This is a genomic window from Micromonospora pallida (genome assembly GCF_900090325.1).
Lineage (GTDB): Bacteria > Actinomycetota > Actinomycetes > Mycobacteriales > Micromonosporaceae > Micromonospora > Micromonospora pallida.
The window spans coordinates 1300578-1314051 of sequence record NZ_FMHW01000002.1 but is presented as its reverse complement, the minus strand read 5'-3'; the positions used below and the strand labels follow the sequence as shown (position 1 = coordinate 1314051).

General features: G+C 72.7%; 10 protein-coding genes. 8 read left to right on the top strand and 2 right to left on the bottom strand.

Annotated features, from left to right (window positions below):
* The first annotated feature begins 220 nt into the window (after positions 1 to 220).
* The 3 genes from GA0074692_RS05800 to GA0074692_RS36870 all read left to right on the top strand — a co-directional run bounded on the left by GA0074692_RS05800 (position 221) and on the right by GA0074692_RS36870 (position 2829).
* Positions 221 to 1354 carry a low temperature requirement protein A gene (locus GA0074692_RS05800; protein WP_091640147.1) on the top strand — a complete coding sequence of 378 codons (1134 nt, stop codon included), beginning with the start codon at positions 221 to 223 and terminating at the stop codon, positions 1352 to 1354.
* Between the two features lie 489 nt (positions 1355 to 1843).
* Positions 1844 to 2413, top strand: coding sequence for a hypothetical protein (locus GA0074692_RS35260; RefSeq protein ID WP_218106564.1), 570 nt, complete (start codon positions 1844 to 1846; stop codon positions 2411 to 2413).
* A 59-nt stretch (positions 2414 to 2472) separates the two neighbouring features.
* The gene (locus GA0074692_RS36870; RefSeq protein ID WP_091640145.1) at positions 2473 to 2829 is read left to right on the top strand and encodes a HEAT repeat domain-containing protein; all 357 of its coding nucleotides are present in this window, start codon (positions 2473 to 2475) and stop codon (positions 2827 to 2829) included.
* A gap of 69 nt (positions 2830 to 2898) precedes the next feature.
* Here the strand turns inward: GA0074692_RS36870 and GA0074692_RS36865 are convergent, their stop codons facing one another.
* On the bottom strand, positions 2899 to 3198 hold the full coding sequence (locus GA0074692_RS36865; protein WP_091640143.1) for a hypothetical protein: 300 nt from the start codon (positions 3196 to 3198) through the stop codon (positions 2899 to 2901).
* 162 nt (positions 3199 to 3360) lie between these two features.
* Positions 3361 to 3654: a hypothetical protein gene (locus tag GA0074692_RS35255; RefSeq protein WP_218106563.1), complete on the bottom strand. Its 294-nt coding sequence runs from the start codon at positions 3652 to 3654 to the stop codon at positions 3361 to 3363.
* Between the two features lie 114 nt (positions 3655 to 3768).
* Here GA0074692_RS35255 and GA0074692_RS05775 point away from each other — a divergent pair, with 114 nt between their 5' ends.
* Genes GA0074692_RS05775 through GA0074692_RS05755 form a run of 5 tightly spaced genes read left to right on the top strand, consistent with a single transcriptional unit; the run spans position 3769 to position 13463 of the window.
* Positions 3769 to 4365 carry a chorismate--pyruvate lyase family protein gene (locus GA0074692_RS05775; protein ID WP_091640141.1) on the top strand — a complete coding sequence of 199 codons (597 nt, stop codon included), beginning with the start codon at positions 3769 to 3771 and terminating at the stop codon, positions 4363 to 4365.
* Entirely contained in the window at positions 4365 to 5849 is a 1485-nt protein-coding gene (locus GA0074692_RS05770; RefSeq protein ID WP_091640140.1) for a class I adenylate-forming enzyme family protein, read from the top strand. The genes GA0074692_RS05775 and GA0074692_RS05770 overlap by 1 nt, the downstream gene beginning before the upstream one ends.
* Positions 5846 to 11380 (top strand): type I polyketide synthase, encoded by a 5535-nt coding sequence (locus tag GA0074692_RS05765; protein ID WP_091640138.1) that lies wholly within the window; start codon positions 5846 to 5848, stop codon positions 11378 to 11380. The genes GA0074692_RS05770 and GA0074692_RS05765 overlap by 4 nt, the downstream gene beginning before the upstream one ends.
* Positions 11272 to 11508: a phosphopantetheine-binding protein gene (locus GA0074692_RS05760; RefSeq protein WP_176738319.1), complete on the top strand. Its 237-nt coding sequence runs from the start codon at positions 11272 to 11274 to the stop codon at positions 11506 to 11508. Before GA0074692_RS05765 ends, GA0074692_RS05760 begins: the two co-directional genes overlap by 109 nt.
* A complete protein-coding gene (locus tag GA0074692_RS05755) occupies positions 11505 to 13463 on the top strand; it encodes a condensation domain-containing protein (RefSeq protein ID WP_091640134.1) in 1959 nt (652 codons plus the stop codon). The genes GA0074692_RS05760 and GA0074692_RS05755 overlap by 4 nt, the downstream gene beginning before the upstream one ends.
* Positions 13464 to 13474 lie beyond the last annotated feature (11 nt).

Sequence of the window (13474 nt, the reverse complement as noted above, 5' to 3'; positions counted from 1 at the left end):
ACCGTGAAGGAGACGGTCGCCGCCCGGGTTGCTGCGGGGGCCGAGGTGGCCCGCCGGTGCGCGCCAGGGCTCGGGCGCGCGGATCCATCGACCTGGCGTCCCCTACGCGATTGTGTGGAATACTGCCCGAAACGGAACCATTAGGGCAGATTCACATGGTCATGCGGGATGGGGCACCTGAGTTCCCGGGGAGTCGGGAGCCCCGCAGCGGGCCGGTTTCGTGGAACTGCTCTTCGACGTGGTGCTCGTCTTCGCCTTCAACCGCCTTGCTGACCGACTGGCCGAGCAGCTGGACTGGCACGGTTTCTACTCGGCTCTGGTGCTGTTGATGGCCCTGTGGTGGCTCTGGTACCGCATGGCCTGGACGGCGAACCGGTACGACCCCGCCCGGCCGATGATTCAGGTCATGGTCATCGTGACCATGCTCGGTGCCCTGCTGATGGCCGCTGCGTTGCCGGCGGCCTTCGAGGAACGCGGGGTCGTCTTCGCGGCGGTCTTCGTCGCCGTCGACGTGCTTCGACATCTCTGGCTCGTGCTGTTCGGCGGGAAGGGGCACGAGCAACTCGTCAGTGCCCGGATCGTCTTCTGGGCGTGCCTCGCCGCAGTGCCGTGGATCGCCGGGATCTTCGCCGACGGGGACATCCGGCTGGTCTGGTGGAGCGTTGCGGTCCTCATCTCCTACGCTGGCGGGTTACTCGACTTCCCGACCCCATGGTTGGGCCGGGCGGGCCTGCGGGGCCAGCCGATCGCGGAGGAGCACCTGACCGAGCGCTACCGGCAGGTGCTGATTATTGCCTTCGGTGAATCCATTCTGACGTCGGGCATCGAGTTCAGCCCGTATGGCTTCGAGCGGGAGCGGACGGCCGCACTGCTGGTGGCGTTCCTGATCACGGTGCTGCTGTGGCAGATCTACTACTACCGGGCAGGAGAGTTGCTCTCCCACGCCATCGCCTCGTCCCGGGCTCCGGCCTACGTCGGTAACCTGGCGGCGGGCGCGCACCTGGTCATGGTCATCGGCGTCGCGGTCACCGGCGTCGCGGACAAGCTGATCATCGCGCACCCCCTCGGCGAGACCGAGGTGGCCTGGGGCGTGACCATTTTCGGCGGGCCGGCGTTGTTCCTGGTCGGCCGGGCGATGCTCGACTACGTCGCATTCAGCCGGGTCTCCTGGTCGCGGCCGATCGGGATAGCGCTGCTCGCGCTCCTGGCCCCGCTGACCCTCGCGCTACCGCCGTTGCTGGTTGCCCTCAGCGCCGCCCTGGTGCTGGCCGGCATCACCACCTCCAACGTGATCTCCTGGCGGCTGTTTCCGAGGAAGACGGCTCCGCCGCCCGGCGTACCGCCCGGGAGGTGAGTCAGCCGCCAGCGTCCGCGCCGAGCTGCAGCGCGTCGACGCCAAGGCCGGCGGCTACCACGCCCACTGCGCCACCGGCTCCCAACGCCAGGCCACTGACCTTCTCCACCTGCACCGCGCACGTACCGCTCGATGTCCACCCGCGCCGCAGCCAGCGGGTCAAGGCCGTGGTCGGTGCACCAGCGGAGGGAGACAGGCAGGTCGGACTCGGTATGGACGCGAGTCTGGCCACGATAACGGCCCAGGAAGGCGGAGGCGGCGCGCAGAAGGAGCTGATTGGCCGGTACGGCACTGGAAGCGGAAGCAGGATAGGTAGCCGTAAATCACCCTGCGTCGCCAGCGGCAATGAACGTCAGCCCACCCAGAGCGGCAGATCCGTGAGTCGCGAGCAGCTCAAACGGAACCCGGGCAACCCGGGAAGCGGATTGTCGTCCATTATCATCTTCGCGCTGCTGGCTGCTGGGGCCCGGCATTCCACCGGGAGGGAACATGGCGACGGACGTCTGGGGCGTCCTGGTCGAGGCGCAGCGGCTCCCGTGGTCGTTCACGCCTTTCGGGCACGTCGGCCCGTTGAAGTTCGGCATGACACACGACCAAGTTCAAGCCGCGGTGCATGGCGCCCTCAGCGTTGCCGTCTCGCAGGGCACCTCGGGCAGTGCAGGGTGGGCGGAATTCTGGCTGGAGCGACGCACTGACGCGAGGTTCTCCGGGCCGGCGGTCACCACCTACTACGACGAGTCGATCGGCCTGGCGGGCATCGCGATCAATGCACTACGTGGCCCACAGGTAACCCTGGAGGGAATGCGACTGGTGGGGCAAACACCCTCACGCCTGGAGAACGAGTTCACCGACTACCTCGTGGCTCACAGCAGGGAGCTACGGTACTCGCAGCGCGCCGATCCGTGCTCGCCACAGCTCGGGCTGGTGCTGCGGGCACAGCGAGCCGGCGACGTTGTGCTGAGCCGCCCAGTGATGGTGGCAAAGGCGTGGGCTGATCGCTGCTGGGACACCAGCGAAGGCCACATTCCGACACAGGAGTGGACGACCTTCGAGTGGTGACCCACGCCCGACCGCGCGCCGGTGGGCGTCTTCGTCAACCAACTTGGCCACCATCGCTGATGTCGGCGCGCCGAGGGCACCAAGATCGGATACACGCCGACCGGGCGCCGCAGGTACGGTCCATGGTCGCGTACGCACTTGGGAAGCTCGGCAACCGCGAGGCGACTCCGGCATTGCTGCGGCTGCCCGACGATCCCGATTCGCATGTCCGCGAGAACGCCCGGAAGGCGCTCGGCTCGGTCGGCGGGCCGGCCGCGGTCGACGCGCTGCTCGCGACGAACCGGCCGTCGAGGTCGTACGTGGCGCCGGCCGGGGTGCAGCCGACGAGCGCGAACCGCTCCCGCGGCCGGGGCGGCAGGTCGACGAACAGCCCTTCGATCTCGGCGCGCAGCGCCAGCGGCACATCGATCTCGTAGGACTGGTCGTAGCCGACGTCGCCGATGAGCAGCCAGCGCAGAGAGCTCGACGGAGCATCGGGAGCTTGTTCAGATCCGGCCTTCGGCAGCGGCTCCAAGGATGGGAGACTGCGGCGTGAGTTGGTCGCTCTTCGTGATACCGCTGCACGGTCTCTCTCGCAACGGGATGTCGGAGTGGATCGCGTCGGCGAGATTCGTGCGAGGCAGGCCCGACCGGGTGCCGGAGGCTCTGCCGTTGCCCTCGGTCATCGAGGTGCTCAACGCCCTCCGTTCGTCGGGCTGCCACGGGACGAACTGGTTCGAGATCGTCGGCGAAGAGGCCGGCTCGCGGTTGCCGGAGTGTCCGAACCCAGGCACCTGCGCGAGCACTGGCGGACTGGATCTGGGGGAGGTCAGCGTATACACAGCCGGTAGAGCGAGCAGCTTGCCGCCGGTTCCGGCGGATGCGGTGGTGGAAACGGTGACCTTCCGTAAGCCGAACGGCGTGGCGGCGCTGAGCGCGGCATGTGCCTTGGCGTCGGTCGGGGGCCCTCAGTTGGTCTTCGATGAGACGGCCACCGAGGCATTGGTGGTCTGGCCTGGCGACGGCGTCGGAAAACTGGGAGACGACTGGCCCTGGTGACCCACCACGGTCGCGATGCCGGCGCTGATGCCCAGCAGCTCCGCGCCCGCCTGCAGAAGTGAGACGGCCTTGGGGGTAGGAACTCCGGCGGCACGCACGACCTTGGCGAGGTCGTTCCGAAACTCGTCGTACATGCCGCTCTTCAGCCAGCCGATCTGCGGACGGCCGCGGTCGCACCCGGATCGAGCCACCACGGCGTCCACTGAGTAGCCCCATCGGAGGTGGCCGATGGGCCCGCTTCTGGGTGCGGTTCGCGCGCTTGCCAGGATGTGACGCGTTTGGCAAATTGTGCACCCGAGCTGATTCGAGGGAGAGCGATGCGAGACGCAACGGGCGTGGCCCTCGGCGCTCGGCCGCCGGGGGACGACGTCGAGACGCTGTTCACCCGCCACTTCGTCGCGCAGGCCAGTCGACCGGTCGGCCTCCTCGATGTACCGGTGGGCGGCCTCCATCCCGGACACCGCTGCCTGCTCGCCACCGACGGCATGGTGAGCACCACGCTCGAGGCGTACCACCTGGAGCCGATCGCGGCCCAACCGGTCAGCCAGGGCGACGCGCGGCTGGATGCCACGGATGCCCACTGGCTCGCGGTGCCGTCGGCGGCTACCGCGTTCCGGCGGCGGGTGGCGCTACGGGGGGCCGTCTCCGACACGCTGTACGTCGTCGCGGAGTCGTTGCTGGTGCCGTCCCGGCTGCCGGCCGGGTTCGGCGACGCCATCGACCGGTTCCCCTCGGGGCTCGGCGCCGCCCTGCTGGCCAGCGGCATCGAGAGTCGCCGCGAGCTGCTGTGGTTCGGCGCCGGAACGGTCCCCGACTGGTACCCGGTGGCGGCTGGCCGGCACGCGCTGCAGCGCACCTATCGGGTGGTGCACGGCGGAGAGCCCGTCGCGCTGATCACCGAAAGCTTCCTGTGATGGACCGGTCCGCCGAGCTGGATCAACTGACCGGCGTGCTCGCCCGGGTGGCCCGGGTCGACCCGACGCGGGTCGCCGTCCGTGCCAGGGATGGCGAGGTGACCTATCACGAACTCCACGAACTGCTGGTGGCCGCCGCGTCCCGACCGGTCGCGGGCGTGAGTGTGCTGCCGGTGTCCGGGCTGGCGTCCGATGTGGTCGCCTTGCTGACCCGGGCGGCGGCCGGGCAGAACGTGCTGGTGATCGACGCGCAGACGACCGAATGGGAGCGCGACCGGGTCGAGGCGTCGGCCCCGGAGCACGAGGTCGACCGGCCGCAGTGGCTGGCGTTGTGCACGTCCGGAACCTCCGGCCTGCCCAAGGTGGTCCCGCTGGACTGGCGCCTCGACTTCCTGCCCAACGCGCTCGCGTTCGCCGAGGCCGCGGGATACCGCGAGGACGACGTGATCTGGTGCGGTACGCCGCTGCACCACCGGTACTGCCTGGCCGCCGGGGTGCTCGGTGGGCTGCTGTCGGGGTCGACCGTGCTGCTGATGCCGGGCATGCTCGGGCCGGCCGAGTTCGGGCGGCGGCTGCGCGAGGAACGGGTGACCGTTCTGTTGTCGGTGCCGTACCTCTACGGCTTCTACGCCCAGGAGTTGGCCCGCGTTCCGGACGACGTCGGTGGCCTGGCGCTGCGCCGCTGCGTCGCGGCGGGTGAACCGCTTCCGACGCAGGTCGCGCGAGCCTGGCAAGAGGCCACGGGTCTGCCCCTGCTCTCCCACCTCGGCAGAACCGAGGACGGGCAGCTGACCCTGGGCTGCGGCGAGCCGGACGAGGGCGTGGGTCGGCCGCTCGACGACACCGAACTGCGGGTGGACGCCGACGGCGTCATCGCCACCCGTCGACGGGCCGCCCCGGCTGACCCGTCCGGCCCCGCCACCCCGTCCGGCTCTGCGGCCCCGTCCGACATCGCGGCCCGGGACGGCCGGCGCGATGGTGGCTGGCCCGGCCCCGCCGACGGCGGCCGGGACGGCTGGCGCCGTACGGGTGACCTCGGGTACCTCGACGAGCGGGGCAACCTGCACGTCACCGGTCGGGCCACCGAGCGGCTCAACGTGGCGGGCAAGAAGGTCGACCCGGTGGAGGTCGAGCAGGCGCTGCGGATGTGCCCGGGGGTGTCCGACTGCGTGGTGGCCGGTGTGCCCGGACCGACCGGTGACGAACTGGTCGGCTTCGTGGTCGGCCGTGGCCCGACCGACGCCGAACTACGCCGTCACCTCGGTGAGCTGCTCTCGCCGTACAAGGTCCCCCGCCGATTCGTCCGGCTGGACCGGGTCCCCCGGAGCCGGACCGGCAAGCCGCAGCGTGGCCTGCTGGTGTCCGGGCTGCTGGCGGGCGAATCGACGGCGGCTGCCGGGCCCCGGAGCGGCGCGTCGGCCCACCACGCGCCGTCGCCCGACAGCCCCTCGGCGCTCGACTCCAGCGGAAAGGCATCCCGATGAACGCCGACCACGAGGGACCCGACGGCCGGCCGGAGCCGATCGCCGTCGTCGGCATGGCCGCCCGGCTGCCCGGCGCGCGGTCGGTTGACGAGTTCTGGCGCAACCTCGTCGACGGCGTCGAATCGGTACGCCGATTCAGCGCCGAGGAGCAGATCGCCGCCGGTGTGCCGGAGCACATCGTCCACCAGCCGGGCTTCGTACCGGCGGCGGCGGTGCTCGACGACATCGACCACTTCGAGCCCGCGTTCTTCGGTCTGAGCCCCCGCGAGGCCGAGCTGCGCGATCCCCAGCAGCGGCTGTTCCTGGAGATCGCCCACGAGGCGTTGGAGAACGCCGGGTACGACCCGTCCCGCTATCCGGACCGGATCGGCGTCTTCGCGGGGGTGGGCGCCAACGGATACCTCCAGCACCACCTGGTGCCGCAGGCCGTCGAGGCGGGCGCCGAGGGCATGTCGGTCGGTATCGCCAACGACCACGACTTCGTCTCGACGCTGGTCTCCTGGGCGTTGGACCTGCGCGGGCCGAGCATGACGATCAACTCGGCCTGCTCGACATCGCTGGTGGCCCTGCACGCGGCCTGCGCGGCCCTGCGGTCGGGCGACTGCGAGATGGCGCTGGCCGGCGCGTCGAACGTGCTGGTCCCGCACGGCTACGGATACCTGCACCAGCCGGGCGGGGTGCTGTCCCATGACGGGCACTGCCGGGCGTTCGACGCCGACGCGGACGGCACGTTGTGGGGCAGCGGAGCCGGCGCCGTGCTGCTCAAGCCACTGTCGGCCGCGCTGCGTGACGGTGACACGGTGTACGCGACGATCCTCGGCTCGGCGGTCAACAACGACGGCGCCAAGGACAGCTTCACCGCGCCCAGCTCGACCGGCCAACGCGAGGCGATCACGGCGGCCCTGGACGCGGCCGGCGTGGATCCGCGCACCGTCGGTTACGTCGAGGCGCACGGCACGGCGACCGCGTTGGGCGACCCGATCGAGGTGGGCGCGCTGGCCGAGGTGTACGGCCGGGACAGCGCCGACACCGGCTGGTGCTGGCTCGGCGCGGTGAAGACCAACATCGGGCATCTGATCAGTGCCGCCGGCATCGCCGGGCTGGTCAAGGCGGTGCTAACCGTGCAGCACGGCCTGATCCCGCCGACCCTGCACTACCGGCGACCCAATCCGGGGATCGACTTCGCGAAGAGCCCGTTCCGCGTGGTGTCGACGCTCACGCCGTGGCGCGGCGCCGGCCGGCCCCGGCGGGCCGGCGTCAGCGCGTTCGGCATCGGCGGCACGAACGCCCACGTCATCGTCGAACAGCCGCCACCGGTGACCCCCCGCGCCGGCGCCAGCGGCCCGGTGCTGCTGCCGTTGTCGGCCCGTACGGAGACCGCACTGGCCGAGGTGGTCGCCGGGCTGGGCGAGCACCTGTCCACGTACGACCAGGTCGACATCGGGGACGTCGCGTACACCGCACAGGTGGGGCGGCGCCAACTGCGCCACCGGGCGTTCGTCGTGGCGGCCGACACCTACCAGGCCGCGTACACGCTCACCGAGGGCGCCGGCGACGCGTCCCGGCTGCGGACCGGGTACGCCACGTCGACCCCGCCCGACGTCGCCTTCCTCTTCTCCGGGCAGGGCGCCCAGCACCCCGGCATGGGTCGCGGCCTGTACGACCGGTACCCGGTCTTCCGGGCGGCCGTGGACGAGTGCGCCGAACTGCTCCGGGAGCATCTCGGCCGGGACCTCCGCGACGTTGTGTACCCGACGGCGGACGGCGCCGAGTCGGATCTCGACCAGACCTGGCTCACCCAGCCGGCGCTGTTCACCGTCGAGTACGCGCTGGCCCGGCTCTGGCAGTCGTGGGGCGTACGCCCGAAGGCGATGATCGGGCACAGCGTCGGTGAGTACGTGGCGGCCTGCCTGGCCGGCGTGTTCACCCTGCCGGACGCGTTGCGGGCGGTGGCCGCGCGGGGACGCTTGATGCAGTCCATGCCGGCCGGGGCGATGCTGGCCGTACCGCTCGACGAGGACCGGCTGCGGTCGCTGCTGCCCGACACGCTGGACCTGGCCGGCGTGAACGGGCCCGGCCGGTGCGTGGTCGCCGGCCCCAGCACCGAGATCGACGAGTTCGCGGCGGAACTGGCCGGGCGCGGCGTCGCCTCGACCGCGATTCGCACGTCGCACGCGTTCCACTCGGCGATGATGGAGCCGGTCCTCGACGAGTACGCGGACCTGCTGGCGACGCTCAGCCTGCGGCCCCCACGGACGCCCTTTCTGTCCAACGTGACCGGTGACTGGATCACCGACGCCCAGGCGACCAGCCCGCGCTACTGGGCCGACCACCTGCGCGGCACCGTCCGCTTCGCCGCCTGCGTCGACCGGCTGCTCGACGCCCCGACCGGTAGCGAGCCGACCAGCGACAAGCCAGCGACCGGCGGTCCGACCAGTGGTGGGCCGGCCGCCGGGCCCGGGTGGGTACTCGTCGAGGTCGGTCCCGGCCGGACCCTGGTCGACCTGGTCCGGGCCGGGCACCAGGGCACCGACCTGCTGGTGACGCCCAGCCTGCCGAGGCCACGGGAGTCGTCGGCGGAATCGGACCAGGTCGCCGTGCTGACCGCGCTGGGCAACGGGTGGCTGCGCGGCCTCGAGGTGGACTGGGCGGCGCTCGGCGAGCCGGGTTCCCGGCGGATCCCGCTACCCAGCTATCCGTTCGAGCGCAAGCGGTACTGGATCGAGCGCGACGCGGACCGACCGGCGCGGCCGGCCCGCAGCGGCCCGCTGGCGCTGGAGGACTGGTTCGAGGTGCCCGGCTGGCGGCAGGCCAGCGTGCCGGCCCCCGCCGACGACGCGCTCACCGGCCAGCGGGTCCTCCTGCTCTGCCCGGACAATCCGCCCGGTGAGCTGCTCGCCGCCGCGCTCGCCGACCGAGGCGCGGCCCTGGTCCGGGTACGGATCGGCGCTGGCTACGCCCGACCGGCGGCCGACGAGTTCACCGTGGACCCGACCTCCCGGGAGGATCACGCCCGGGTGCTGGCCGCGCTGCGCGCCGACGGCACCCCACCGGACCGGATCGTCGCCGCGTGGGGACTGCTGCCGGCGCCCGGAGCAGCCGACGGGCTGGACCCGAACCGGGTCACCGAGGGCCTGCGGCGCTGCTTCTACGGGCTGCTCGCGCTGGCCCAGGCGGTCGCCGAGGAGCAGGCCACGCAGACCGCCGGGCAGCAGATCCCCGGGGAGCAGGTCGCCGCGCTGCGGGTGGACGTGTGCACGGCGCACGCGCAGGACGTCGACGGGACCGACCTGCTGGCGCCCGAGTTGGCGGTGGCGGCGGGGGTGTGCCGGGTCGGGCCGGTGGAGCTGCCGGAGTTGGCCTGGCGGCTCTTCGACACCGACCTTCCCACCGACAGCCGGGCACTGGCCGGGTCCGTCGCCGCACTGGCCGCCGCGATCGCCCATCCGGCCACCGACGAACTGGTCGCGCTACGGCGTGGCCGGCGCTGGCTGCCCACCATCGAACCGGTACGGCTGCGCCCCGAGTCGCTCGCCGGACCGGGCTGGGTCGAGGGGGGCGTGTACCTGATCACCGGCGGCACCGGGGGTCTGGGCCTGGCCATCGCGGAGCATCTCGCCGCGCACGCGCACGCCCGGGTCGCCCTGCTGGCCCGTACCCAACCGCCGCCGGAGTCCCGGTGGGACGAGTGGTTGGCCGCCCACCCGGCCGACGCCACCAGCCAGGTGATTCACACCGTGCGACGGATTCGCCAACTGGGCGGCGAGGCGCTGCTGGTACGCGGCGACGTCGCGGACGCCGGCCAGCTCGCCCGCGCCCGCGACGAGGTGCTCGACCGGTTCGGGACCGTGCACGGGCTGATCCACGCGGCCGGTGTCCCGGGCGGCGGGATGATCGAGGTCAAGCTGCCGGCCGACGCCGCCACGGTCCTCGCCCCCAAGGTCGACGGGCTGGTCGCGCTGGCCGACGTCTTCGCCGCGCTGCCGCTCGACGTCGTGGTGCTCTGTTCCTCGGTCACCGCGCTCGCGGGCGGGCTCGGGCAGGTCGACTACTGTGCCGCGAACGCCTTCATGGACGCCTACGCGCGTAGTCCGCTCCGGTTCGCCGCGCGGACGGTCTCGGTGAACTGGGGTGGCTGGACCGATGTCGGCATGGCAGCCCGGGCGGGCGGCCTCGGCACCGCGCCGGGGCACGACAGGGAGCCCGACCTGCCGGTTCCCTACCACGGCCACCCCTGGCTGACCGAGCTGACCCGGTTCGCCACCGGACAGGTCGTCCTGCGGGGGACGCTCGGTCCGGACACCCACTGGGTGCTCGACGAGCACCGCGTCCTCGGCGAACCGGTGCTGCCCGGCACGGCGGCGCTGGAGCTGATCCGCGCGGCCTTCGTCGCCGCCACCGACGGGGGCACCGGTCCGGTCGAGTTGCGGGACGTCCTGTTCCAGGCGCCGCTGACGGTCCCGGACGGGACCGAGGTGCGGGTGGAGGTCGCCCTGTCCGCCCCGGCAGAGGACGGCAGCCGTACGGCGACGGTCACCGGCAGCACCACCGCCGGCGTACGCCCATGTGCCCGCGCGACCGTCCGCCGGGCCGCCGACGAGGCGCCGTCGACCGTGGACGCCACCACGGTACGGGCCCGCTGCGCGCCCCGGCAGCACGCCGAGATGCCCACCGGCGGCGGGATGCTCGCCTTCGGTCCGCACTGGAGCAGCCTGCGCGCCGCGTACGCGGGGGACGGCGAGGAGCTGGCCGAGCTGGCCGCGCGCCCGATGGTCGCCGCCGAGATCGGTGTGCTGGCCCTGCACCCGGCCATGCTCGACGAGGCGACCGCGTTCGGCGCCGGGTACGGCGTACCGGCCGACCAGCGGTACCTGCCGCTGGGCTACGGGCGGGTCGTCGTACACGGGCCGTTGCCCGAACGGATCACCAGCCACCTGCGGCACCGGGGTGGTGACGCCGAGCGGGAGATCCTGCGCGCGGACTTCAGTATCGCCGACGCCGCCGGCCGGGAGGTGGTCGCGATCACCGACTTCACCCTGCGCCGGGTGGCGGACGACCCGCTGGCCGTGGCCACCGCGCCGACTGCCGCCCCGCCGGCCCCGGCTACCGCCCCGCAGGCCACGGCCGCTGCTCCAGCCCCGGCGGCGGCGGTGACCGGCCCGACCGGCGAGGTCGGCATCCGGCCGGCCGACGGGGCCGAGGCGCTGCGCCGGTTGGTCGCCGCCGATCTCGGACCGCAGGTGGCGGTCGGGGTGCTCGGCGTCGACGAGATCCGCCGGGACGTCCGGCGACGGGCGAGCGCCACGGTCGCCGTGCTCCCCCGGCCGCGGTGCCGAACCACCACTCGGGGCGTGAGGGCCTGGGCCCGTACCGGGCGCCGACGGGCGAGGTCGAGGTGGCGCTCTGCGCCATGCTGTCGGAGATGCTCTCCGTACCGGACATCGGCGTCGACGACGACTTCTTCGAACTCGGCGGCAATTCCCTCGTCGCGGTCCAGCTCGTCTGGCGGCTCGGCGAGGTCTGGGAGGTGAAGCTGCCGATGCGGGCGCTGTACGAGGCACCGACGGTCGCGGGGCTGGCCGCGGCGGTGGAGACGGCCCGGACCGTGGCCGAGCCGGACGAGCCGGAGATCGAAGTGGTGCCGAGGGGCCGGGCATGACCGGGCCGGAGTCGGCCGACGCGCCGCTGTTCCCCGCCTCGTCGGCCCAGCGGCAGCTGTGGTTCCTCGAGCAGATCTATCCGGGTCGGCCGTTGAACAACCTCAACGTCGAGCTCCGTCCGGCGGGGACGCTGCGCCCCGATCCGCTGCGGGCCGCGCTGACCGCGCTGGTGGACCGGCACGAGGCGTTGCGTACCACGTTCCACCAGCGGGACGGGGCACTGCATCAGGCCATCGCCGCGCAGGCCGGCGAGGTGGACCTCTCGGTGAGCGACCTGCGCGACCTGACCGGGGAGCAGGCCCGCGACCGGCTGGCCGAGCTACGCCAGCGGGACGCCGCCGCCCTGTTCGACCTGGCTACCGGCCCGCTGCTGCGGGTCCGGCTGATCCACCTGCCGGGGAACACGCAGGTGATGATCCTGGTGGTGCACCACATCGTCGCCGACGCGACCTCGATCGGTGTGCTGACCGAGGACCTCGCCGCGCTGTACGCCCACGCCGCCGAGGGCACCGATCCGGGCCTGCCGCCGCTGCGTATCCAGTACCTGGACTACGCGGTGTGGCAGCAGAAGAAGCAGGAGCAGGCCAAGGCGGCCGAGGCGCTCGAGTGGTGGCGGGCGCAGCTCGCGGACCTGCCGACCGTGGAGCTGGCGCCCGGGCGACGCCGCCCGACCGAGGCGCTCGACAGCGGCGGGTGGTACGCCGAGGACTGGGACGCCGCCTTCGTCCACGACCTGCGGGCGGTCGCCCGTACGCAGGCCACCACGCTGTTCGCGGTGCTCCTCGCGGGGTACGCGGTCCTGCTGAACCAGCACACCGGCGGCACGGATCTGCCGGTCGGCACGCCGGTGCTCGGCCGGCCTACCGCCGAGCTGCGCCGGGTGGTCGGGCTGTTCGTCAACATGCTGGTCCTGCGGATGGACGTGTCCGGCGATCCGTCCTTCGGCGAGCTGCTGGCCCGGGCCCGGCGTACCGTCCAGGATGCCCTGGCCCACGAGGACACCCCGTTCGAACGGATCGTCGGCGCGGTCGCCCGGAGCCGCACCCTGGGCGTGACCGCGCTGTTCCAGGTGGGGATCAACATGGTCCCCGTACCGCCGCCGGCACCGGCCGGGCAGCCGGCGTTCCTGTCCGAGGGCACCGAGTTCAGCAACGGAACCGCCAAGTACGACCTGTTCCTGACCTTCAACGAGCGCCCCGACGGCGGGTTGCAGGTGGTGGTCGAGTGGCGGCGAGGTCTGCTGGCCGACCGGACCGCCCGCGGGCTACCCCGCCAGCTCCGCCGGATCCTGTCCGCCGCGCTCGCCGACCCGCGCACCCCGGTCACCGCGCTCCCGGTGGCTGACCCGTCCGGCGTCGCCACAGCCGGAGCCGATCTGGACGGAGCCGATCTGGACGCGGCCGACCTGGCGGTGGCGACCAGCGGCTCGGCGGCGGGCCTGGGTGCCGGGCTGCCGGCGGACGAGCGGCCGGCATCGGATACCCCACAGCCGGTGCCACCGATCGCGCAGTCCCGGATCGGGCTACCACCGCTGGACCAGGTCGAGGAGGTGCTCGCCGACGTCTTCGGCCGCGTCCTCGGCCACCCGTCGGTGGACCGGACCACCAGCTTCTTCGCGCTCGGCGGTGACTCGGTGGCCAGCCTGCGCCTGGTCGGCCTCGCCGCCGAGGCCGGCCTGGAGATCCTGCCCAGCGACGTGTTCCTCCACCAGACCGTCGCCGAGCTGGCCCGGGCGGCACGGCTGCCGGCGGCGCAGACGCCAACGACACCGGACGACGGCTCCGACCAGGCCGGTGTCAGCAAAACCGAGTCGACCGACCCGGCCGCGACCGACGTCGGGGGCCACCGAGCCAGCGACTTCCCCGACTCCGGTCTGTCCCAGGATCAACTCGATCGGATGATGGCCCGGCTGGCGGCCGCCTCGGGTCCACGCCGCGACGACCAGCCGTCGTGACCCCCGGCAGC